This is a genomic window from Pseudomonas sp. fls2-241-TYG-175 (assembly GCF_030209155.1).
Lineage (GTDB): Bacteria > Pseudomonadota > Gammaproteobacteria > Pseudomonadales > Pseudomonadaceae > Aquipseudomonas > Aquipseudomonas viridiflava.
In genome coordinates, this window is the sequence record NZ_JARVSO010000024.1 from 58441 (window position 1) to 79187 (window position 20747).

Genomic DNA, 20747 nt, shown 5'->3' on the forward strand with positions numbered 1-20747 from the left:
TGATTAAGGTTGCTAAAATATCTCACGTCAGTAATATTTCCACGCTTTGAAAAGGCGTTGCGCTATGAGCGATGAGGCTGCATGGGTTGCGATAACAGGTGCAACAGGCTTCGTTGGCAGTGCCCTCGTTCGTCAGTTGATCGAAAAGACCCGTTACCGACTGCGTGTTGCGGTACGAGCGCCTTATGTTCATTCCTGCGAGCGTATCCATCCGGTTACCGTTGGCTCCCTTTCGCCGGACAATCAATGGGCTTCCTTCGTTGAAGGCGCAAGTACAGTGATTCATTGCGCGGCGCGTGTTCATGTGTTGAATGATTCGGTCGCGCACCCTGAGGCGGAATATTTTCGCGCCAATGTCGAGGCGACACTCAACCTGGCAGAGCAGGCCGCTGCTGCGGGCGTGCGGCGGTTCATCTTTCTCAGTTCGATCAAGGTCAATGGCGAAAGCACGCCGCCGGGTCAGCCATTCAAAGCTACAGATAAATGCGACCCTGCCGACCCTTACGGCGTGTCCAAGTACAAGGCCGAGCAAGGGCTTCGTGAGGTGTCCTCTCGCACGGGGATGGAAGTGGTGATCATTCGTCCGGTGCTGGTCTACGGGCCGGGGGTCAAGGCCAACTTCCTCAATATGATGCGCTGGCTGGACAGGCGTGTACCCTTGCCGCTGGGTGCGATCGATAATCGTCGCAGTCTGGTGGCTCTGGGTAATCTTGTGGACCTTGTGGCGACCTGCGTTGCGCATCCGGCAGCTGCAGGACAGACATTGCTGGTCAGTGACGGTCACGACCTGTCCACAACTGACTTGTTGAATGAGATGGGCAGGGCGCTGGGCAAGCCTGCCCGGCTGATCCCTGTTCCGGGCTGGATGCTGCACCGTGCTGCAGCGCTGCTTGGAAAGAAGGAGTTTTCCCAGCGACTTTGCGGCTCACTGCAGGTCGATATTGCCAGAACGTGCGAAGTGCTCGATTGGGTGCCGCCCATACGATTTGAAAACGCGATGAAAGAGACCGCTCGACATTTTCTGGACAATAAACATGCTTGAGTGGCTTGCGATCACGACCATTGCGCTGCTTTCCCTCCTGTTGACGGCGCTACTTCGCAGATATGCGCTGTCCAGAAGCCTGCTGGACGTTCCCAACGCCCGCAGTTCGCATTCCATTCCAACTCCCAGGGGTGGAGGCGTGGCCATCGTTATCGCCTTCCTGCTCGCGACTATCGTATTGGCGGGCGTCGGACAGATTTCTGTGGAAACTTCGATGGCCGTCGTCGGTGCAGGCGGTCTGGTCGCGATGATCGGCTTCATGGATGATCATGGGCACATCGCTGCCCGCTGGCGTCTGTTGGGCCATTTCGCGGCAGTTGTGTGGGCACTGGTCTGGTCCGGAGGGTTGGCTCCGCTCAGTGTCATGGGCACGACGGTCGATCTGGGTGTGGTGGGTCAGATTTGTGCAGCGTTCTATCTGGTGTGGATGCTGAACCTCTATAACTTCATGGACGGTATCGACGGGATCGCCAGCGTCGAAGCAGTGACGGTGTGCGGTGGCATCAGCCTTGTCTATGCGCTGAGCGGTTTTGATGAACTGCTCTGGGGGCCGCTGTTTCTCGTGGCCTCGGTTGTCGGATTTCTCTATTGGAATTTCCCGCCAGCGCGCATATTCATGGGCGATGCCGGCAGCGGTTTTCTGGGCATTGCTCTGGGAATACTTTCTGTTCAGGCAGCCTGGTCCTCACCTCAGCTATTCTGGGCATGGCTGATTCTGTTGGGAGTGTTTGTCGTGGATGCGACGGTCACGCTTCTGCGCCGCCTGATACGCCGGGAAAAGGTGTATGAAGCACATCGCAGCCACGCCTACCAGTTTGCGTCACGTCGACTTGGCGGGCATCTTCCCGTCACGCTGGCCGTGGGCCTGATCAACGTCTGCTGGCTGCTTCCTGTGGCCCTGTGGGTCGTGTTGACGAATGCAGAAGGGATCGTGGGGGTCATTGTCGCCTACGTCCCTCTGGTGATACTTGCATTGCGGTTCGACGCCGGTCAGGCAGAGACGAGTTAACTAAACGTGATATTGAGTGTCCTATCACGTGCAGCGTTGCATCGAAAAGGGTTTTGCGCAGTGAACCGAGACCAAAGCGAAGGAGTACTGACGAATTGATGAGCAAGTTGCGATCTATTCTGCTGGCACTGCCACGCCGGAAAAAGCGGATAATTCAGGTTGCTGCTGACATTATTCTGGTCTGGATCGCCCTGTGGATGTCGTTCGTCGTCCGTCTCGGGATTGATGAGCTGATCAATCCGCTTGAAAAACACACCTGGCTTTTCATCAGTGCGCCGGTGGCTGCCATTCCCCTGTTCATCCGGTTTGGCATGTATCGGGCCGTGATGCGTTATTTCGGAAACGATGCCCTGATCGCGATCATCAAGGCGGTCACGCTTTCCTCTCTGATCCTGGGCTGCATGGTCTATGTCTACAGCAACCATCAGCAGCTGGTACCGCGTTCGGTCATCTTCAATTATTGGTGGTTAAGCCTGGTGATGATCGGCGGACTGCGTCTGGCGATGAGGCAGTATTTTCTGGGCGACTGGTTTACGGCCGCACAGCATGTACCCTTTGCCAGAAGCGACAACGGTCTTCAGAAAGTCGCCATTTATGGCGCCGGAGCCGCAGGCAACCAGTTGGTTGCGGCCTTGCGGATGGGAAGGGTGATGCACCCGGTCGCGTTCATCGACGATGACGAATCCATCTCGAACCGGGTCATTTCCGGGCTTCAGGTCTACAAGCCCAAGCATATTCAACGAATGATAGACGCTACAGGTGCTCAGGAAATCCTGCTGGCCATTCCCTCTTCATCACGAGGCCGTCGCCGCGAGATATTGGGCTATCTCGAGGGCTTTCCTCTGCACGTACGAAGCGTTCCGGGTTTCATGGATCTGGCGGCAGGGCGTGTCAAAGTGGACGACCTTCAGGAAGTCGACATCGCCGACCTGCTGGGACGCGACGCTGTGCCGGCCCGAGAGAACCTGCTTGAGCATTGCATCAAGGGCCAGACCGTTCTGGTCACCGGGGCCGGCGGCTCCATCGGCTCGGAGCTGTGCAGGCAGATCCTGCTGCTCGGCCCCACCAAACTGCTATTGCTCGACCACAGTGAGTTCAACCTCTACAGCATCGTGTCGGAGCTGGAGCAGCGTTCCTCCCGCGAGTCGTTGAGCGTCAAGTTGTTGCCCATTCTGGGGTCGGTACGAAACCATCCCAAACTGCTGGCGATCATGAAAGCCTGGAAGGTCGACACGGTCTACCACGCGGCCGCCTACAAGCATGTGCCCATGGTCGAGCACAACATTGCCGAAGGGGTGATCAACAACGTCGTAGGCACTCTCAATACCGCACAGGCGGCGTTGCAGGCGGGTGTCTCCAACTTTGTACTGATCTCGACCGACAAGGCTGTCAGGCCGACCAACGTCATGGGCAGTACCAAGCGTCTGGCCGAACTGATACTGCAGGCGCTCAGTCGTGAAACCGCCCCGGTCATCTTCGGCGACAAGGCCAACGTTTATCAGGTCAACAAGACGCGTTTCACCATGGTGCGTTTCGGCAACGTGCTGGGGTCGTCCGGGTCGGTGATACCGCTGTTCCACAAGCAGATACAGACAGGCGGCCCCCTGACCGTCACCCACCCCAAGATCACGCGTTACTTCATGACCATTCCGGAAGCGGCGCAACTGGTGATCCAGGCAGGTTCCATGGGGCACGGCGGTGACGTGTTCGTCCTCGACATGGGTGAGCCCGTGAAGATCATCGAGCTGGCCGAAAAGATGATTCATCTATCAGGCCTCAGTATCCGTTCCGAGAAAAATCCTCAGGGAGATATTTCCATTGAGTTCACGGGGCTGCGTCCTGGCGAAAAGCTTTATGAAGAGCTGTTGATCGGCGATAACGTGGTCGCCACCGAGCACCCGATGATCATGAGTGCCACGGAAGACTACCTGCCCTGGGATGCCTTGAAAGGCCGCCTGACCCGGTTGCTGGATGCGGTTGATAGTGACGACTATGCCACTGTGCGTCAGTTACTTCGTGAAACAGTCAGTGGTTATACGCCGGAAGGTGAGATTGTCGACTGGATGCATCAGGAGCGTCGCAGCGAAACGTGATGTTACTTGATGAACAGTCAGGGCAGTCACTGTATTTGCTGGGCATCGGTTGTTTGAAATAACTGGCAATGCCAGGCCTCGTTGACAGGGAATAACGCTCGCCCTAAGTTTCGAGCGCAGCTTCGGAAAGCTGCCTTAAACTGTTATGGAGCGTTAACTATGCGAACCGCCTTTTTCTCTTCCCTGATGTTTGCCTTGCTCACCAGCGCCTCGGTCGCTGTCAGCGCAGCACCTTCACCCACTCCGGTCATTGCCGAAGCCCCGGTTTCAGTAGCGGTGCAGGAGCAACGCACTGACCTCGTCAACCTCAACAAGGCCGATGCGGAAACCTTCCAAAAGGAACTGGCTGGTATTGGCAAGAACAAGGCAGATGCGATCGTGGCCTATCGTGAAAGTAATGGCGAGTTCACATCCGTCGACGAATTGATCGAAGTCAAAGGTATCGGAAAGTCTATTCTCGAAAAGAACAGGGATAAACTGACGGTTGAGTAAACCGCGTTTCGCTAACTGAAAACAGGCCGATATTGCATCGGCCTGTTTTATATCACGTATTCAGTGGTATTTCGTCAGTCACTGTAGACTGAAGAGGAACTTCAGCGGTGTCCTGTTTGCTGATATGAAGTTTCACATGCTCTCGGGTAACTTTCAAAATATGTTCCGACAGCTGTTTGTCATGCACGCTGCGAGACAGCATCAGGGCGCCCACCAGACTCGACAGAACCAGCATGCTTTTGGGTTCGGGATTTTCGATTTGCTGAGCTTCGTCGAACGCATCCAGCAAATGAATGATGATTTCGTCAGTCAGCGGACTGGGCTGATTCAGCTGACCCAGTTCGGCGCACATGTTCGGCAACGGGCAGCCGGTGCCGGATTCGTCGCGGTGGGGGCTGGACAGATAGACATCAATGAACTCGCTCAGCGAGTCCGGTCCGGTGAATGTCTCGCGAGTGAACGCCTTCGCTTCATCGACAGCCAGCCTCAAGGCCTGCTCGACGAGGTCATCCTTGGATTTGAAATGCGCGTAGAAGCCACCGTGTGTCAGCCCTAGCGATTTCATCAAAGGTTGAAGGCCAGTCGCGCCTATGCCATCCCGGCGAAAACGTACGGATGCTTCCTTGACAATCCGCTGGTGGGTTTGAGCTTTACGATCAAGCGCGTAACGCATGCGCCGAGTCTCCAGGAAGTGGCCGGAATGTTACAGAGCCTTTATACATAGATGAAACGATGCAGCAAAGGTTTTGAGTCGCTTTGGCCAGCATTTCAGGGGCATCGCCATGGCTTCCAAAGAAGTTTTGGCAGAGTCTCGAGTCATGTTGGCGTACCTGCTGCAGCGTCGTGTTTACAAAACTGTCGGACAAAAAACGTTGATTTCTCGCTGTAATCCCGGACAATCCGGCCCCTGTTTTCGAGGGAAGCGCTGACTGCCAGGTTTTTTCGATGCGTTTCCCTTTTTGATTAACCGGCCACGGAGAGTCCACCGGATGAATGATCAGGCAAATGGCGTCGTAGAACGTCTGGATGTAAAACCTGCGAGCGTCACTGCGTGGAATCGCAACGACACCACCTGGATGCTTGGCCTGTTCGGGACTGCCATTGGCGCAGGTACGCTGTTCCTGCCGATCAACGCGGGCATTGGCGGGTTCTGGCCCTTGATGGTTCTGGCGGTGCTGGCGTTCCCGATGACGTTCTACGCGCACAGAGGCCTGACGCGGTTTGTACTGTCTGGACGTGAAGGCGCCGACATCACTGAAGTGGTCGAGCAGCATTTCGGCAAGGCTGCCGGTGCGCTGATCACTCTGCTGTATTTCTTTGCGATCTTTCCGATCCTGCTGATCTACAGCGTGGCGCTCACCAACACGGTAGGCAGCTTTCTTGAGCATCAGCTTCATCTGGAACCGCCACCGCGTGCCATTCTGGCGTTGCTGCTGATCGTCGGCCTGCTGGCTGTAGTGCGTTGCGGGGAGCGATTCATCGTCAAGGCCATGAGCCTGATGGTCTACCCCTTCATCGTTGCGCTGCTGTTCCTCGCCGTGTTCCTGATTCCGCATTGGACCGGCGGCATTCTGAGCACCGCCACCACATTGCCCGAAGCTTCGGCATTCTGGCCCACGCTGTGGCTGGCCATTCCGGTGATGGTGTTCTCCTTCAACCACACCCCGATCATTTCGGCCTTCGCCGTTGACCAGAAACGCCAGTACGGCGAGAACGCGGAAGTCCGCAGTTCGCAGATTCTGGCGCGTGCTCACGGTTTGATGGTGGTGATGGTGCTGTTCTTCGTGTTCAGCTGCGTCCTGACCCTGTCGCCGATTCAGCTGGCCGAAGCCAAGGCCCAGAACATTTCGATTCTGTCTTACCTGGCCAATCACTTCAGCAACCCGACTATCGCATTCGTCGCGCCACTGATTGCCTTCGTGGCCATCTCGAAGTCGTTCCTGGGCCACTACATTGGTGCGAGTGAGGGCTTGAAAGGTCTGATAGTCAAAACGGGTCGTCGTCCTGCGCCCAAGGTGCTGGATCGCGTGACCGCTGCGTTCATGCTGGTGGTGTGCTGGATTGTGGCAACGCTGAACCCAAGCATTCTGGGCATGATCGAGACGCTTGGCGGTCCGATCATCTCGGCGCTGCTGTTCCTGATGCCGATGTATGCCATCCACAAGGTTCCCGCCATGCGTCAGTACGCGGGCAAGCTGTCCAACGTTTTCGTTGTAGCTGCAGGCGTAGTCGCCATCACCGCATTGGTCTATTCGCTGGTTCAATAGTCATCGGCCCGGACAGGGTGGGCGCAGTCATCTGCGCCCTTCGTCTGATGATGAGCGTAATAACGTATTGATGACGGTCGCAATTAAATAATTCGATAAGGAACGGTCCGGTGTGCGCTCAGACCGGACGTGCAATATGCGTAGTGCCCGGTTTTCGGGGCTCGCAGAGATACTCGGAGCTCCATTGCGGATGCCCCGAGCGCTTCAAATAAATGCTTTTTTCTTCAGTCGCAGGTCATGCGCTCAGTCGACAGGCTCCGGATGTAACGGTCTGGACAGGTGCATGATGCTCGCGTAGTCGTACACGTACTGACGTCCCGCGTGGCTGGTCGAACGTAATTGATCGATCAGCAGTCGCTCTTTTTTGTTCAGGTACCTCAACGCCGGATCTTGACTGGACTTCAGGCGATCACGTTCATGGGCGTCAGGGAATGCAATGACGTTCGTCATGAAAAATCTCCTTGGGTGTGAGTCCTTGCTTGCTTTGATGTAGCCCCGAGTACTGCGACAGTGCCACCTTACCCATAAAAACTTGGCGTGATCAACCCTGATCAACCCGGTCGGGTTACAAGGTTCGAGTAATCTCGAAGCAATGCTGGCTGCCGTTGATGACAATCTGCACGGTGTCATCCTCGAACTTGCCCAACAGCTGCTGTCCCAGCGGCGCATGGGGCGTGATAACGGTGATCAGTTGGTCATCCACCTGAACCTTCAGACCCGCAGCATCAGGCCCCAGAAACAGGTATTGCACCTGACCTGCACCATTCTCGATCGTCATCAGATCACCAACCTGAATACCACATGATTCATCAAAGCTTTTAAGCGACCAGGCCTCGTAGCACTTGAGGGATTGACGGATTTCCTCCACTCGCCTGGCCTGTCCGGCAGCCAGGTAAGACGCTTCCAGCCCCAGCGTGTCGTACTTGTTTTCGGCGATGTTTTCTTCGTGTGTCGCAGCTTCATAGGCGGTTTGGGCCGCCCGTTGTGCAATGTTCAGATCGACTTTCAGTTTTTCGGTGATGCGTTGCAAAACGTCCTGCTTGTCCATGGGTTATCCGCAGTATTCATTGATGCTGGCGCGGCTTTTTTCGCTCGGCGCGGTACGGTCCTGCTGCATCCAGAAATCGCATTTGGAGCGGCTGAAGTTGCGTTGCTGTTGTTCCTGAACCTGCTCGCGCGCCTGGCGTGCTTCGCTTTCACGCAGGCTTTGCTCGTACTTGCGGAACATGGCCGTTTCCGGTTCTACCTGTGGTGCGGGCGGGGCCGTCAGTTGCGCAGCAGCCTTTTCCAGCGCCATGGTCTGCGCCGGGGGCAGGCTTTTGTAGACCAGCCAGCCGGTCAGGCCCACCGCCATCGCGCCGAGCCAGATGCCCAGAGCGATACAGATAATCAACTTCACGGAGACAGACAGTTCGCGACGGCGGATGTGGGACGGCATGGCTGAATTCCTGGCGAGAGGGCACAGTGTGATTGTGCCATGCCTGAAGAGTGTGGATGACAATCGTACATCCGGCGAGCCGTCGCGAAGGCTTCAGTCTGGTGCAGGCGGGGTGTTCTGAAGGACAATCGCACTTTTTCTTACTCTGCCTCAGGGAGCCAGGATGAAAGCCTCTTGGGACATTTTTTGCAGCGTCGTCGACAACTACGGCGACGTCGGCGTGACATGGCGACTGGCTCGCCAACTGGTCGCCGAGCATGGGCTGAAGATACGTTTGTGGATCGATGATTTGTCGGCATTCGCTCGCCTGTGTCCGCAGGCAGATGCTCAGGTCGCGCAACAGTGGCATGAAGGTGTCGAGGTCTGTCACTGGCCAAAGGAGTGGGTGAATACAGACATTCCGGAGGGCGTGATCGAGGCTTTTGCATGTCGTCTCCCGGCGGCTTATACCGACGCGATGCTGCAACGCTCACCACGTCCGGTATGGCTGAATCTCGACTACCTCAGCGCCGAAGAATGGGTCACCGGTTGCCATGGCCTGCCATCTCTGCAGTCCAGCGGTTTGAAGAAATTCTTTTTCTTCCCCGGTTTTCGCGACGCCACGGGTGGCTTGCTGCGTGAGCGCGCTCTGATCGAACAGCGTCGAGCCTTTCAGCACGACAGCAAAACACGACTGGATTTTCTCTCCCGTCTGGGTGTCGAGCCGCGGACCGATGCGCGCCTGATCTCGGTGTTTGCCTACGAGAACCCGGCGCTGGGCAGTTGGCTGGATGCGCTTTCCAGCGATTCGCATGCCACGCACCTACTGGTGCCTGAAGGACGCATTCTGGGCGACCTGCGCCAGTGGCTGGGCGTTGATCATTTTCAGGTCGGTGAGGTGCTGCACCGAGGCTCGCTCACTGTTCAGGTGCTGCCGTTCGTCAGGCAGGAAGATTACGACCGAGTGTTGTGGTGCTGCGATTTCAATGTGGTGCGCGGCGAAGATTCATTCGTGCGAGCGCAGTGGGCAGGCCGGCCGATGCTGTGGCACATCTATCAGCAGGAAGGCGACGCTCATCTGCCCAAGCTTGACGCCTTCCTCGAGCTTTATCTGGCGGGGCTTTCGCCTGCGGCCGGTCAGGCGCTCAATGCATTCTGGCAGGCCTGGAATGCCAATCAGGCACTGAGCGAAAGCTGGCAGTTGCTCTCAAACCATTGGCCTGAAGTCCAAGGTCATGCCGAGCAATGGTGTGACGAACAGGCATCCCGGACTGATCTTGCGGCAGCGCTGGTGCAGTTTTATGTAAATTCGCTATGATACGCGGCCTTGATGTAAGGCTCTGTACGAAAAGTGCCTGCGCAGGCCATTTCTCGTACAGAGCCTTTGGTTAATTCAATCCAAATTCGGATATATGCAATGAAAACTGGTAAAGAGCTGAAACCCGGTACTGTGATCCGTCTGGAAAACGATCCTTGGCTGGTTCAGAAAGCTGAATTCACCAAGTCCGGTCGTAACAGCGCGATCATGAAGACCAAGCTGAAAAACCTGCTGACCGGTTACAAGACCGAGATCGTTTACAGCGCTGACGACAAGCTGGACGACGTGATCCTCGACCGCAAGGAAGCGACCCTGTCCTTCATCAGCGGCGACACTTACACGTTCATGGACACCACTGACTACACCATGTACGAACTGAACGCCGAAGACATCGAAAGCGTTCTGCCTTTCGTTGAAGAAGGCATGACCGACGTTTGCGAAGCCGTGTTCTTCGACGAGCGTCTGGTTTCCGTAGAGCTACCGACCACCATCGTGCGTCAGGTTGACTACACCGAAGGTTCGGCGCGTGGCGACACTTCCGGCAAGGTCATGAAGCCTGCCAAACTGAAGAACGGCACCGAGCTGAGCGTTGCTGACTTCATCGAAATCGGCGACATGATCGAGATCGATACCCGTGAAGGTGGTTCCTACAAAGGCCGTGCAAAGTAAGCATGGTTTTGTAACCCCGTTACGCAGGAAACCCGCAGCGATGCGGGTTTCTTTTTGCCTGCGATTTGACCGCGGCGGTTACTTCAAGTGTGTTTTCAGTTCTTCGGACGCCTGCAGCATCGCAGAGCGAACAGCCGGAACCTGACTGACAACGTTGAGCAGACCGTAGTCGTGGATCATGCCGTTGTAGCGAACTGCAGTCACCGGCACACCAGCCTGATCCAGTTTGCGGGCATAGGCTTCGCCTTCGTCGCGCAGTACATCGGCACTGGCTGTCTGAACCAGCGCAGGTGGCAGGCCTTTCAACTGTTCAGTCGTGGCACGCAACGGCGATGCGTAGATCTCGTTACGCTGCGCAGCGTCGGTCGTGTAGTTGTCCCAGAACCACTTCATCATGTTGCGGGTCAGGAAGTGGCCTTCCGCATACTGGTCGTAGGACGCAGTGTTGAAGTTGGCGTCGGTGACCGGCCACAGCAGCACCTGGTAACGCAGAGCAGGCGTACCTTTCTCTTTGGCCATCAACGCCACGACTGCCGCCATGTTGCCGCCGACACTGTTACCGGCCACCGCCAGACGCTTGCCGTCGACATTGATTTCCTTGCCGTGCTCGGCCACCCAGCGGGTGGCGGCGTAGGCCTGATTGATGGCAGTCGGGTAGTGCGCTTCAGGAGACGGCGTGTAATTGACGAACACCGCCACCGCACCGGAGCCTGCTACCAGATCCCGAACCAGTCGTTCGTGAGTCTGGAAGTCGCCCAGCACCCAACCGCCACCGTGGAAGAACATGAAGACCGGCAAGGTCCCTTTGGCACCTGCAGGGCGCACGATATTCAGGCTGATGGACTGCCCGTCGACCTTGATGGTCTTCTCGCTGACGTCGGCCTTTGGCAGGGTCAGTTTCACGCCGGACTGAGCACCGACCAATACCGCACGGGCATCCTTGGGCGACAGCTGCTCGATAGGCTTGCCAGTGCCCGAGTTCAGGGCATCCAGGAAGGCCTGGGTGTTGTGTTCCACACCCGAATCGCCTGCGGCAAATGCACTGCCGACAGACAGGGCGAGCAGGGTACCGGTCAAGACTTTGCTGAAGGTTTTCATGTTCGATTCCTGTGGCAGTAAGGGTTTAGACGGTCACGTGCAGACGCACATCGACGTTGCCACGGGTGGCGTTGGAGTAAGGGCAGACCTGGTGTGCGGCATCGACCAGTTGCTGAGCGTCGGCCTGTTCCAGGCTTGGCAGGCTGATGTGCAGGTCGATGTCCAGACCGAAACCGCCGGGGATCTGGCCGATGCCGACATGGGCTGTGATCGAGGCATCGGTCGGGATGCTGCGCTTGCTCTGACCGGCGACGAACTTCAGTGCGCCGATGAAGCAGGCCGAGTAACCGGCGGCAAACAACTGCTCAGGATTGGTGGCTTCGCCGCCCGCGCCGCCGAGTTCTTTCGGGGTCGCGAGCTTGACGTCGAGAATTTTGTCACTGGAAACAGCACGGCCATCACGGCCACCGGTGGCGGTTGCAACTGCGGTGTAGAGAGTGTTCATGGGTGTTGGTCCTCAAAAGGTTAAAATTCTGCGCTAAATACTTGCGCGCTAACTAATTGCGAAGTGAATGTATCCCGACGATACTTTGCGCGCAAGTTAATTTTTGAAAAGAATGAGGATGTGAGCAGAAAGGGCGAGAGGAGGTATGCGTATAGATGGGGCTTGAAGCACTTTTATGGATGAATGATCGCCTCCCACAGGGTCCGTGGTTGCAGCAGTATTTGGGTATAGGGCTGAGCGCAAGCATGGGCATGATCGGCGTGCTTGAGATCACTCTGATCGTTCCTACGCTCCGCGCTCATCGTTATACACAAGTCATCTGGCCATCCAGTGAGACAGCGGCACTGCCGTGCTTTTTTGCGCGATAGTGCGGACACCGCCGATTGCGACGTGGGTGAAGGCTGAGTCCTGGCGCTGATTCGGGGGGCAATCGGCATGGATGCCGATTGAGCTGCACTGGGCCATGGATGGCCCATTTGCAGCGACCCCCGAATCAGTGTCAGGACGAAGGAACCGCGGCGAAGCCGGGGCCGGAACCGGAGCGAAGGAGTTTGCTCACTTTGCTCCGTCAAAGTGAGTCGCCGAGGGGCGAAAAGGTGACCTGAGCCATGCGCTCGGCTCACTGAATCCGCAGTCTGTGCCATTTGTGACGCGGAGCGTCACGGGAGGCATGCCCACGCGGAGCGATGGGCACGATCAGTGTCGAGGCGGATTTGTGTATAACGATGAGCGCTCCGCGTGGGAATGCCGCTCAGGACGCTCTTGAATGTGGCGCAGATGCGCGCCCAAGCTCCAGCGTTATCCACCTCATGCGCTCGGCTCACTTAATCCGCAGTCTGTACCATTTGTGACGCGGAGCGTCACGGGCGGCATGCCCACGCGAAGCGATGGGCACGATCAGTGTCAAGGCAGACTTGTGTATAACGATCAGCGCGGTGCGACGGGCTCGACCGGGATCAAATGCCGACGCTCCCGCAGGGTGATGGTCGGGTTCATCGGGTCGATGGTTCGGCGGGTTCAAATGTTGTCATGTTTCAAGCGGATGCCCTTCACAGGCTGTCGTGCAGATGTCCGCGCAGACCCAGCAGCTTGCCTTGCAACTCGCGCAGCTGATCCATGTTCAGGCCACTGGCTGACAGAATGCATCCCGGTACGGTCGTCGCTTTCTGCTGCAGAGCACGGCCCTGCTCGGTCAGGTGCAGGAGCACTACGCGCTCGTCTTCCTTGCTGCGCGTGCGGCTGATAAAGCCTTCACCTTCGAGACGCTTGAGCAGTGGCGTCAGCGACCCCGGATCTGTCAGCAGACGCGTGCTCACATCGCCGACAGTCAGGCCGTCCTGCTCCCACAGCACCATCATCGCCAGGTATTGCGGATAGGTCAGCCCCAGCGCCTGAAGCAAGGGCTTGTACACCTTGGTCATCATCAGCGAAGTGGAGTACAGGGCGAAACACAACTGATTGTCGAGCAGCAGCGAGTCGCAATCGGCGGAGGCGTCGGGAGTAGTACTGGCATCGGCGTCCATGGGAATTCCTAATGCGTTGTGAAGGAGCGCTTAATTTAGTGTTGCGATCTTTAATGCGCCAGATAATTCCACTGATGTGGTCTTGAGACCTGCGCACGCAATGGCTCGCAGGAACCGGAAAAAAGTAGCGTTACCCGTTTTCGTTGTTTGCGTCACGTTCAAGACTGCGTAGCATTTGGCCATTGACTGGTTGGGGATGTGGCGTGATCGACGTTGTAATGTTTGTGTTGTTGGGCGCGGCAATGGGCACGCTGGGCGGGCTCTTTGGAATCGGCGGTGGTCTGGTGGCGATTCCTGCGCTGGGCGTGCTGTTCGGACTGGATCAGCAACTGGCGCAGGGCACCGCGTTGTTGATGGTCTTGCCCAATGTGTTGCTCGCATTGTGGCGCTACAACCAGCGCAACCGGATTCTGTTGCGCAACGCCCTGATGCTGATTATTCCCAGTTTCATTTTTGCCTGGCTGACCTCCCTGTTGGCGGTTCGCCTTGATCCTCAAGGCATGCGGCTGGGGTTCATCGGCTTTCTGGTCGTCCTGACCGGGTTCAACGTTGCACAGATGTTCTGGCGCAAGGAGCAGGCGAGCACGCAACTGCGTCACGAGAACAGACTGTGGATGCTGGGCGTCGGTTCCGGCGTCACCGGCGGCCTGTTCGGGGTGGGCGGCGGGGTCATCGCGACGCCGATCCTGACCAGCGCCTTCGGTGCCACTCAGGTCGTGGCGCAAGGTCTGGCGCTCTCTCTGGCGGCGCCCAGCACGGGCATCACGCTGGTGACCTACGCGTTGCATGACCATGTGAACTGGTCGATAGGCCTGCCGCTGGCTATCGGCGGACTGGCCAGTATCAGTTGGGGCGTGAAGCTGGCGCATTCGCTGCCGGAGCGGACCCTGCGCCTGATGTTCTGCGTGTTTCTGGTGCTGTGCGCGGTGATCCTCGCGCTCAAAGTCTGAAGCCCTCGGCAATGTAATCGGCCATGCATTCGGTGATGGGCGAGGGGTTTTTTGTGTTGCGCAACAGCACCACGCTGGCGACCGGCAGTTGCGGCAGGTTTTCCGCTTCGCCAAGGACCCGCAGATCCGGCGTGATCAGGCTCTGCAACTGTGCCGTGACGGCCAGACCGGCACCGACCACCGCCATGATCGCCGACATGCTGGCACTGCTGTAGGCGATCCGGTATTCACGCTCGAGGGTGTCCAGTGCATTGCAGGCCCATTCCCGGCAAAAGCAATGCGTGTTGAACATCGCCAACGGCATGGGCGTCTGGTCGTGGGGTGCATGCCCTTCGGCCTCTACCCACACCAGATGCTCGCGACGCAGCAACTGGCCGATCTCGTTTCCGGGCTGACGCGTCACGATGGTCAGGTCCAGGTCATGGCGTTGCAGCAGCATGTCCGATGGCTCGCAGTGCACTTCGACCTGGACCAGTGGATAAGCCTGCGCGAACTGCGACAGGATGCCGGGCAGAAAGCGCATCACGTAATCATCGGGCGAGCCGATCTTCACCACGCCCACCATGTGCGGCTCGCGCAACGTGTTGAACACTTCGCTGTGCAGCTTGAGGATGCGGCGCGCGTAGCCGAGTAGCACCTGGCCCTCGGCTGTCAGGCTCAAGGTGCGGCCGTCCTTGCGAAACAGCGAGCGCTGGACGATGTCCTCCTCGAGTCGCTTCATCTGCATGCTGACCGCTGATTGGGTACGGTTGACTGCGTCGCCTGCCTTGGTGAAACCGCCGTGATCAGCGATGGCGACAAAGGTGCGCAGCAGCTCTGTGTCGATGCTTGGATAATTGGCCAATGCATCAATCTCCCGGATGGGTCGATGAGGAAACATTCTTCAGGCTGATCTTAAGCCTGAACGCTGTATTCCGCCATTACCCCTCATCTCACCGAGACCGCTCAATCAGCGACTGGTAAGCAAGCACATATTTTTCGGCCATGCGCCGTGCAGTGAAGCGCTTGTCGAACTGCTCTCTGATCCGCAGGGCAGACAACTGGTCAACCTTATGCACGGCTGCTACAGCCTGCGCTTCATTCTCCACAATGAAGCCGGTTACCCCGTCTTCTACCACTTCACGGACTGAACCGAAGGGGAAGGCGATCACCGGTGTGCCGCACGCCATGGCTTCTATCATCACCAGCCCGAAAGGTTCCGGCCAGTCAATGGGAAACAGCAGTGCCAGGGCGCCGGACAGGAAGGCAGTCTTTTCGTGTTCGTCGATTTCACCGACGTAGTCCACAATAGGTGAATCAAACAAGGGACGTATGTGGTGTTCAAAGTAGGCCCTGTCGATGGCATCAATCTTGGCGGCGATTTTGATGGGAATGTTGCACTGTTGAGCAATACGAATCGCTGCGTCCACTCTCTTCACGGGCGTAATGCGCCCCAGAAAAGCCAGGTACTTCCTTTCCATTTGCAGGGGGACATGGAGTTGTTCAGGCAGGCCGTGGTGGACCGTGCCCACCCAGTTGGCGGATGGCAGATCATTACGTTGAGCGTCAGAGATCGCAATGAAGGGCATGGCAGCAAATGCGCCGAAGACAGGTTGCAGTTCCGGTGTATCCACGCGGCCATGCAGGGTGGTCACGTAAGGCGTGGGTTGGCGGCTGAACAGGGAGAAAGGGTAAAAATCCAGATGGAAGTGAAGGATATCGAACTGATGGGCACGACGTCTTACCCGCTCCAGCATGACCAGATGCGGGCCGAGAGCGTCATGGTTTCCATAGTCGAGCCGTAGCGCGGAGGGCCAGACCGCGTCCAGCTCGGCAGATGTTATCGAGTCACCGCTGGCAAACAGCGTCACCTCATGACCTGATGCAACAAGTGCCTCACTGAGGTAGGACACTACACGCTCCGTACCCCCGTAATATTGGGGAGGGACGGCCTCGAACAAGGGGGCGATCTGGGCGATTTTCACTGGCAATCTCCTTGGCCGGAGGTCTCTATCCATTCCTTGATTTTTTGGGCGGCGACTGCGTCACCGCCGCTGCCGAAGCGCTCGATCAGTGGAAAAGTCCTGCCCTTTTTGCACTTGCCGATATAGGTCACTGCGTCTGCCATTTCTTTATCCAGTGCGGCACGCCGCTCCGGGCTTCCCAGCGTTGAAATCGCATCACCAATGCTATCCAGGCAGGTTTGCAGAGGGGCTGTGTAGTCGATGGGGATGCCCAGCATTTCCCAGCTCAGCTCCGCGTCAACCAGGCCCGCGTTGCGCAGGTGGGCCAACTGCCGGCCTTGTGTGTCGTTGACCGGTGGGAGCCATATGACCGGTGTCTGCGCGGCTGCCGATTCATAGATATTGCCCAGCCCCGGGGTGCAAACTGCGAACGTGCAGTCTCGCAACATCCGGGACGCGTCTTCGGGAGAGCAAGGGGCGGCGTCTTTTGATTCGAGTGCGTTTGCAATCGTTTCGCTGGTGGCAATGTGAAGTTTCATCCCACGCCCAATAGCCTGACGCAGGGCGAAGGTGATCGCGCGCGCAAAGTCGATAAGCAGCGCGTCATCTGTATAAGGGTTCTTCAGTCCGCCGAGATTCAGCAGAATAAAATTTGAGCCGCTTTTTCGCTGGCAGTCATTCACCGGGTGGGTCATGGGAGGGACGATTGAATAGTGGCTCGGCTCTATGTCTTCCAGGCGTTCGCGTACACCTATGAAGTCTTGGGCAATATAGAGTGCGCGGGGATGGTGGATCAGCGCTTCAATGCCGGGCCATTGTGTTTCGGCATGCCAATGCCAGGTCAGTGCGTCGTAAAAGACGACTCGCTTGCCCATCGATAAAGATCGGTTTGCGATATCAAGGTCCATGGCGGTTATAACAATATCGAAACCGGATATCGTGTTGTCCCAGTCTTCGAGGCCGTGACCGGTCATATTGAAAATGGTCTGATAGGGAAGGTGCTTCTGCAAATCCAGCGAGTGCTGTTCACCTGCGTAGGCGTGGGGGCCGCTTCCCAGGAAGTACGGTGCAATCGCTGCGATTGCTGCGGAAGGACCGAACCCGAACGGTTCTGCGTTGAACAGAATTCTAGTGGCGTCAATGCCCATGTGTTTCTCCTGAAAGGCTCCGTGTTACGGGGTGCTTATAGAATCCTCCATTGAACAGGTCCGCGTGATAGAGGTGGTTTAACGTGATTTCGACAGGTCGGTGTGTCTGGAATTAAACGATCCTTTCGACGTGCGCAGGGGCGTTAAGTTTTCATGAATAAGCCTCTTTAATAGTAGAAGTCGAGAAGTGACTGTCAACGGAGGCTTTATTCGGTTTTGCGATGATCGGGCCGGGATGAGGTTTAAAGGATGTTTGTTGCTATGGCGAAGGGTTTAATGAGTTTAAAGGACAGGTCTGGCAGTTATAAAAGTACGGTAAGGGGGCGAGTGTTCACAATAGAGAGCTTGTCAGTATCGATGCATCAACCCTGCGAATGCCTCACATAAGAAACATTCGTTGGATTGATCTCGGGCCCGGCGCGAGACTTCAGTCATCCCCACATGGAGGGCAAGATGATGAAAGGTCAAAAGGGTTATGTACTGGTCGCCAGATCGTCGCTGCTGTCGCCGCTTGGCAAGGTGCTGCAGTCGATGAAAAATCACGTCTTACGTTGGCAGGAGCTGCATCGCCAGCGCCGTCTTCTGGCACAACTGAGTGATGGCGCGTTGAAAGATCTGGGTCTTAGCCGGGCCGATATTCAACAGGAGACCGAACGTCCGTTCTGGGATGATCCCATGAGTCGCTGACAAGACAGGCTTGAATCGGCTAGCGTGAAGGTTCCAACCGGGAGCGCTTAAGCCTATGGAGTTGTCCCTCAAACAAGCACGTCGTCTGGCACTGGCTGCTCAGGGTTTCAACGGGCGCCAGCCGCCAGCGACGATCAAGGCCAGCCACGTCACGCAACTGATCAGCCGACTCGGTGTGTTACAGATCGACTCGGTCAATGCGCTGGTGCGTTCTCATTATCTGCCGCTGTTTTCGCGGTTGGGCCACTATTCGCCGACATTGCTGGATCAGGCCGCGTGGAGCCAGGGCCGGCATCGGCGCCTGTTCGAATACTGGGGGCATGAGGCGTCGCTGCTGCCTGTCGAACTCTACCCGTTGATGCGCTGGCGGATGCGCCGTGCGGCTCAGGGCGAAGGCATTTATCAGGGACTGGCCAGGTTCGGTCGCGAACAGCAACCTGCTATCGAGCGCGTGCTGCAAGCCGTCCGCGAGCGGGGTGCGTTGGGTGCGGGCAGTTTGAGTGCACGTCAGGAAAAAGCCGGACCCTGGTGGGACTGGAGCGTGGAAAAGCAGGCGCTGGAATGGCTATTCGCAGCGGGCGAGGTGACGGTGGCCGGGCGTCGTGGCTTCGAGCGGTTGTACGACCTGCCCGAACGTGTCCTGCCGATGGATATTCTCGATCAGCCCGAAATCGCCGAAGCCAATGCCCAGCGTGCGCTGTTGGTGCATGCGGTCAGCGCTCTGGGGGTCGGCACCGAGAAAGACCTGCGTGATTATTTTCGTCAGGATCCACAGCCCAGCCGGACCCTGCTGGCTGAGCTGGTTGAAGACGGGGCGCTCGAGTTTGCTCAGGTTCAAGGCTGGACACACAGGGCGTTCTGTCTGCCGGACAGCAAGGTGCCGCGCAAGGTCAACGCCAGCGCGCTGCTGTCGCCGTTCGACTCACTGGTCTGGGAGCGTGCGCGCACCGAGCGGCTGTTCGATTTTCGCTATCGGCTGGAGATTTATACGCCGCAGCACAAGCGTGTGTACGGCTATTACGTGCTGCCGTTTCTGCACAACGAACGTATCGCCGCGCGGATCGATCTGCGTTCCGAGCGTGCAGCCGATCGTCTGGCGGTGCACGCCGTGCATGAGGAACCGAACGGTCTGGACGAGGAGGGCATGCAGGCCCTGGCGGACAATCTGCGCCAGCTCGCCGGTTGGCTGGGGTTGGCGCAGATTCAGGTCAATTGCCAGCGCGACAGCGGGGTGCGTCTGGCAAAAGCGTTGGAGATCTGACGATTACTTAGCGGCGCACCTGCTTCAGTGTCTCGGCAATCAGGAACGCCAGCTCCAGCGACTGGTCGGCGTTCATCCGTGGGTCGCAATGGGTGTGGTAACGATCCGACAAGCCATCCTCGGTGATAGGCCGGGCGCCGCCGATGCATTCGGTGACGTTCTGCCCGGTCATCTCGATGTGGATGCCGCCTGCGTAGGTGCCTTCGGCCTGATGCACCTGGAAGAACTGCTTGACCTCGCCCAGAATCTGCGCGAAATCGCGAGTCTTGTAACCGCTGCTGGCCTTGATGGTGTTGCCATGCATCGGGTCCGAACTCCACAGCACCTTGCGGCCTTCACGCTCGACGGCGCGAATCAGCTGCGGCAGATGATCGCCGACCTTGTTCGCACCCATGCGCGCAATCAGGTTCAAGCGGCCCGGGTCATTGTCCGGGTTGAGAATATCGATCAGACGGATCAGGTCGTCGGTATTCATGCTCGGCCCGACCTTGACGCCAATCGGGTTGTTCACGCCGCGCAGAAACTCGACATGTGCGCCGTCCAGTTGCCGGGTACGGTCGCCGATCCACAGCATGTGCGCGGAGCAGTCGTAGTAATCGTTGGTCAGGCTGTCACGGCGAACAAAGGCTTCTTCGTAGTTGAGCAGCAGGGCCTCGTGGGCCGTGAAGAAGCTGGTTTCGCGCAATTGCGGCGAAGTGTCCATGCCGCAGGCGCGCATGAAGGCGAGCGTTTCGTCGATGCGGTCAGCGAGCTGGCTGTACTTTTCGCCCAGCGCCGAATTGGCGATGAAGTCCAGGTTCCACTGATGCACCTGATGCAGGTCGGCGAAGCCGCCCTGGGCAAAGGCGCGCAGCAGGTTGAGCGTGGCGGTGGACTGGTTGTACGCCTGCACCAGACGATCAGGGTCTGGAACGCGGCTTTTCTCGTCGAAGCCGATGCCGTTGACGATGTCGCCCCGGTAGGCCGGAAGCGTGACGCCGTCGATGGTTTCATCGTTGGCCGAGCGCGGCTTGGCGAACTGGCCAGCCATGCGTCCGACCTTGACCACCGGACAGCCTGCGGCAAAGGTCATGACCACGGCCATCTGCAGCAGCACCTTGAAGGTGTCGCGAATCTTGCCTGCGGAAAACTCCATGAAGCTTTCGGCGCAGTCGCCGCCTTGCAGCAGAAACGCACGGCCCTGGGTCACTTCGGCAAACTGGCGACGCAACTCTCGGGCCTCGCCGGCAAACACCAGCGGCGGGTAACTGGCCAGGCTTTGTTCGACCCTGGATAGATGCTCGGCGTCCGGGTAGTGAGGTTGCTGTTGAATTGGCAGTGCCCGCCAGCTGTCGGGGCTCCAGGGTTGGCTCATTATTGGCTCTAGGGTTGTGCAATCGGATCGG

21 protein-coding genes are annotated in these 20747 nt (G+C 57.6%); 10 read left to right on the plus strand and 11 right to left on the minus strand.

From position 1 onward, the window contains the following. Positions 1-64: 64 nt before the first annotated feature. From QRN20_RS17445 to QRN20_RS17460, 4 genes are all read left to right on the plus strand, one after another. A complete protein-coding gene (locus QRN20_RS17445) occupies positions 65-1042 on the plus strand; it encodes a UDP-glucose 4-epimerase family protein (RefSeq protein ID WP_088234796.1) in 978 nt (325 codons plus the stop codon). Next, positions 1035-2051 carry an MraY family glycosyltransferase gene (locus QRN20_RS17450; protein WP_285360862.1) on the plus strand — a complete coding sequence of 339 codons (1017 nt, stop codon included), beginning with the start codon at positions 1035-1037 and terminating at the stop codon, positions 2049-2051. The genes QRN20_RS17445 and QRN20_RS17450 overlap by 8 nt, the downstream gene beginning before the upstream one ends. Positions 2052-2149: 98 nt before the next feature. Continuing rightward, positions 2150-4144, plus strand: a complete 1995-nt coding sequence (locus QRN20_RS17455) for a polysaccharide biosynthesis protein (protein WP_029241112.1) — start codon at positions 2150-2152, stop codon at positions 4142-4144. Between the two features lie 159 nt (positions 4145-4303). Then, positions 4304-4636, plus strand: a complete 333-nt coding sequence (locus QRN20_RS17460; RefSeq protein ID WP_004884102.1) for a ComEA family DNA-binding protein — start codon at positions 4304-4306, stop codon at positions 4634-4636. A 52-nt stretch (positions 4637-4688) separates the two neighbouring features. Here the strand turns inward: QRN20_RS17460 and QRN20_RS17465 are convergent, their stop codons facing one another. After that, positions 4689-5309, minus strand: a complete 621-nt coding sequence (locus QRN20_RS17465) for a TetR/AcrR family transcriptional regulator (protein ID WP_029241111.1) — start codon at positions 5307-5309, stop codon at positions 4689-4691. A gap of 316 nt (positions 5310-5625) precedes the next feature. Between QRN20_RS17465 and QRN20_RS17470 the strand changes: the two genes are divergently transcribed. Then, positions 5626-6903: an aromatic amino acid transport family protein gene (locus tag QRN20_RS17470; RefSeq protein WP_029241110.1), complete on the plus strand. Its 1278-nt coding sequence runs from the start codon at positions 5626-5628 to the stop codon at positions 6901-6903. A gap of 243 nt (positions 6904-7146) precedes the next feature. Here QRN20_RS17470 and QRN20_RS17475 read toward each other — a convergent pair whose 3' ends face one another. The 3 genes from QRN20_RS17475 to QRN20_RS17485 form a co-directional block, all read right to left on the minus strand. Beyond that, positions 7147-7353 (minus strand): hypothetical protein, encoded by a 207-nt coding sequence (locus tag QRN20_RS17475; protein WP_025993849.1) that lies wholly within the window; start codon positions 7351-7353, stop codon positions 7147-7149. Positions 7354-7468: 115 nt separating this feature from the next. Next, a complete protein-coding gene (locus QRN20_RS17480) occupies positions 7469-7951 on the minus strand; it encodes a GreA/GreB family elongation factor (protein ID WP_058431706.1) in 483 nt (160 codons plus the stop codon). Positions 7952-7954: 3 nt separating this feature from the next. After that, the gene (locus QRN20_RS17485) at positions 7955-8341 is read right to left on the minus strand and encodes a hypothetical protein (RefSeq protein ID WP_043304267.1); all 387 of its coding nucleotides are present in this window, start codon (positions 8339-8341) and stop codon (positions 7955-7957) included. Positions 8342-8504: 163 nt separating this feature from the next. On the opposite strand from QRN20_RS17485, the gene earP reads away from it, so the two are divergent. Together earP and QRN20_RS17495 are read left to right on the plus strand one after the other, a co-directional pair. Then, positions 8505-9638: an elongation factor P maturation arginine rhamnosyltransferase EarP gene (gene earP, locus QRN20_RS17490; protein ID WP_285360868.1), complete on the plus strand. Its 1134-nt coding sequence runs from the start codon at positions 8505-8507 to the stop codon at positions 9636-9638. Positions 9639-9737: 99 nt separating this feature from the next. Next, the gene (locus tag QRN20_RS17495) at positions 9738-10307 is read left to right on the plus strand and encodes an elongation factor P (RefSeq protein WP_003373297.1); all 570 of its coding nucleotides are present in this window, start codon (positions 9738-9740) and stop codon (positions 10305-10307) included. 78 nt (positions 10308-10385) lie between these two features. Here the strand turns inward: QRN20_RS17495 and QRN20_RS17500 are convergent, their stop codons facing one another. The 3 genes from QRN20_RS17500 to QRN20_RS17510 all read right to left on the minus strand — a co-directional run bounded on the left by QRN20_RS17500 (position 10386) and on the right by QRN20_RS17510 (position 13373). Beyond that, positions 10386-11405, minus strand: coding sequence for an alpha/beta hydrolase (locus QRN20_RS17500; protein WP_058431708.1), 1020 nt, complete (start codon positions 11403-11405; stop codon positions 10386-10388). A gap of 25 nt (positions 11406-11430) precedes the next feature. Beyond that, entirely contained in the window at positions 11431-11850 is a 420-nt protein-coding gene (locus QRN20_RS17505; RefSeq protein WP_285360869.1) for an organic hydroperoxide resistance protein, read from the minus strand. A 1049-nt stretch (positions 11851-12899) separates the two neighbouring features. Then, positions 12900-13373 (minus strand): MarR family winged helix-turn-helix transcriptional regulator, encoded by a 474-nt coding sequence (locus tag QRN20_RS17510; RefSeq protein WP_025993787.1) that lies wholly within the window; start codon positions 13371-13373, stop codon positions 12900-12902. A 203-nt stretch (positions 13374-13576) separates the two neighbouring features. Here QRN20_RS17510 and QRN20_RS17515 point away from each other — a divergent pair, with 203 nt between their 5' ends. Further along, positions 13577-14323: a sulfite exporter TauE/SafE family protein gene (locus tag QRN20_RS17515; protein ID WP_162868413.1), complete on the plus strand. Its 747-nt coding sequence runs from the start codon at positions 13577-13579 to the stop codon at positions 14321-14323. Here QRN20_RS17515 and QRN20_RS17520 read toward each other — a convergent pair. From QRN20_RS17520 to QRN20_RS17530, 3 genes are all read right to left on the minus strand, one after another. Then, complete coding sequence (locus QRN20_RS17520) at positions 14313-15167, minus strand: LysR substrate-binding domain-containing protein (RefSeq protein WP_029243881.1); 855 nt, start codon at positions 15165-15167, stop codon at positions 14313-14315. The two genes, QRN20_RS17515 and QRN20_RS17520, sit on opposite strands and share 11 nt — an antisense overlap. 88 nt (positions 15168-15255) lie before the next feature. Continuing rightward, a complete protein-coding gene (locus QRN20_RS17525; protein ID WP_285360874.1) occupies positions 15256-16287 on the minus strand; it encodes a glycosyltransferase family 4 protein in 1032 nt (343 codons plus the stop codon). Continuing rightward, positions 16284-17414, minus strand: a complete 1131-nt coding sequence (locus QRN20_RS17530) for a hypothetical protein (RefSeq protein ID WP_122415093.1) — start codon at positions 17412-17414, stop codon at positions 16284-16286. The genes QRN20_RS17525 and QRN20_RS17530 overlap by 4 nt, the downstream gene beginning before the upstream one ends. Positions 17415-17867: 453 nt before the next feature. Between QRN20_RS17530 and QRN20_RS17535 the strand changes: the two genes are divergently transcribed. Then, positions 17868-18101 carry a DUF1127 domain-containing protein gene (locus QRN20_RS17535; protein WP_025993782.1) on the plus strand — a complete coding sequence of 78 codons (234 nt, stop codon included), beginning with the start codon at positions 17868-17870 and terminating at the stop codon, positions 18099-18101. Positions 18102-18156: 55 nt separating this feature from the next. Continuing rightward, positions 18157-19362, plus strand: a complete 1206-nt coding sequence (locus QRN20_RS17540) for a winged helix-turn-helix domain-containing protein (RefSeq protein WP_285360876.1) — start codon at positions 18157-18159, stop codon at positions 19360-19362. A gap of 7 nt (positions 19363-19369) precedes the next feature. Here QRN20_RS17540 and QRN20_RS17545 read toward each other — a convergent pair whose 3' ends face one another. Continuing rightward, positions 19370-20716, minus strand: a complete 1347-nt coding sequence (locus QRN20_RS17545) for a class II 3-deoxy-7-phosphoheptulonate synthase (RefSeq protein ID WP_029243885.1) — start codon at positions 20714-20716, stop codon at positions 19370-19372. Positions 20717-20747: the final 31 nt, after the last annotated feature.

Bases quoted from the DNA above. Each gene is read 5' to 3' on its own strand.
- QRN20_RS17445 (WP_088234796.1), top strand. From the start codon at position 65: ATGAGCGATGAGGCTGCATGGGTTGCGATAACAGGTGCAACAGGCTTC.
- QRN20_RS17450 (WP_285360862.1), top strand. From the start codon at position 1,035: ATGCTTGAGTGGCTTGCGATCACGACCATTGCGCTGCTTTCCCTCCTG.
- QRN20_RS17455 (WP_029241112.1), top strand. From the start codon at position 2,150: ATGAGCAAGTTGCGATCTATTCTGCTGGCACTGCCACGCCGGAAAAAG.
- QRN20_RS17460 (WP_004884102.1), top strand. From the start codon at position 4,304: ATGCGAACCGCCTTTTTCTCTTCCCTGATGTTTGCCTTGCTCACCAGC.
- QRN20_RS17465 (WP_029241111.1), bottom strand. From the start codon at position 5,309: ATGCGTTACGCGCTTGATCGTAAAGCTCAAACCCACCAGCGGATTGTC.
- QRN20_RS17470 (WP_029241110.1), top strand. From the start codon at position 5,626: ATGAATGATCAGGCAAATGGCGTCGTAGAACGTCTGGATGTAAAACCT.
- QRN20_RS17475 (WP_025993849.1), bottom strand. From the start codon at position 7,353: ATGACGAACGTCATTGCATTCCCTGACGCCCATGAACGTGATCGCCTG.
- QRN20_RS17480 (WP_058431706.1), bottom strand. From the start codon at position 7,951: ATGGACAAGCAGGACGTTTTGCAACGCATCACCGAAAAACTGAAAGTC.
- QRN20_RS17485 (WP_043304267.1), bottom strand. From the start codon at position 8,341: ATGCCGTCCCACATCCGCCGTCGCGAACTGTCTGTCTCCGTGAAGTTG.
- earP (WP_285360868.1), top strand. From the start codon at position 8,505: ATGAAAGCCTCTTGGGACATTTTTTGCAGCGTCGTCGACAACTACGGC.
- QRN20_RS17495 (WP_003373297.1), top strand. From the start codon at position 9,738: ATGAAAACTGGTAAAGAGCTGAAACCCGGTACTGTGATCCGTCTGGAA.
- QRN20_RS17500 (WP_058431708.1), bottom strand. From the start codon at position 11,405: ATGAAAACCTTCAGCAAAGTCTTGACCGGTACCCTGCTCGCCCTGTCT.
- QRN20_RS17505 (WP_285360869.1), bottom strand. From the start codon at position 11,850: ATGAACACTCTCTACACCGCAGTTGCAACCGCCACCGGTGGCCGTGAT.
- QRN20_RS17510 (WP_025993787.1), bottom strand. From the start codon at position 13,373: ATGGACGCCGATGCCAGTACTACTCCCGACGCCTCCGCCGATTGCGAC.
- QRN20_RS17530 (WP_122415093.1), bottom strand. From the start codon at position 17,414: ATGGGCATTGACGCCACTAGAATTCTGTTCAACGCAGAACCGTTCGGG.
- QRN20_RS17535 (WP_025993782.1), top strand. From the start codon at position 17,868: ATGATGAAAGGTCAAAAGGGTTATGTACTGGTCGCCAGATCGTCGCTG.
- QRN20_RS17540 (WP_285360876.1), top strand. From the start codon at position 18,157: ATGGAGTTGTCCCTCAAACAAGCACGTCGTCTGGCACTGGCTGCTCAG.
- QRN20_RS17545 (WP_029243885.1), bottom strand. From the start codon at position 20,716: ATGAGCCAACCCTGGAGCCCCGACAGCTGGCGGGCACTGCCAATTCAA.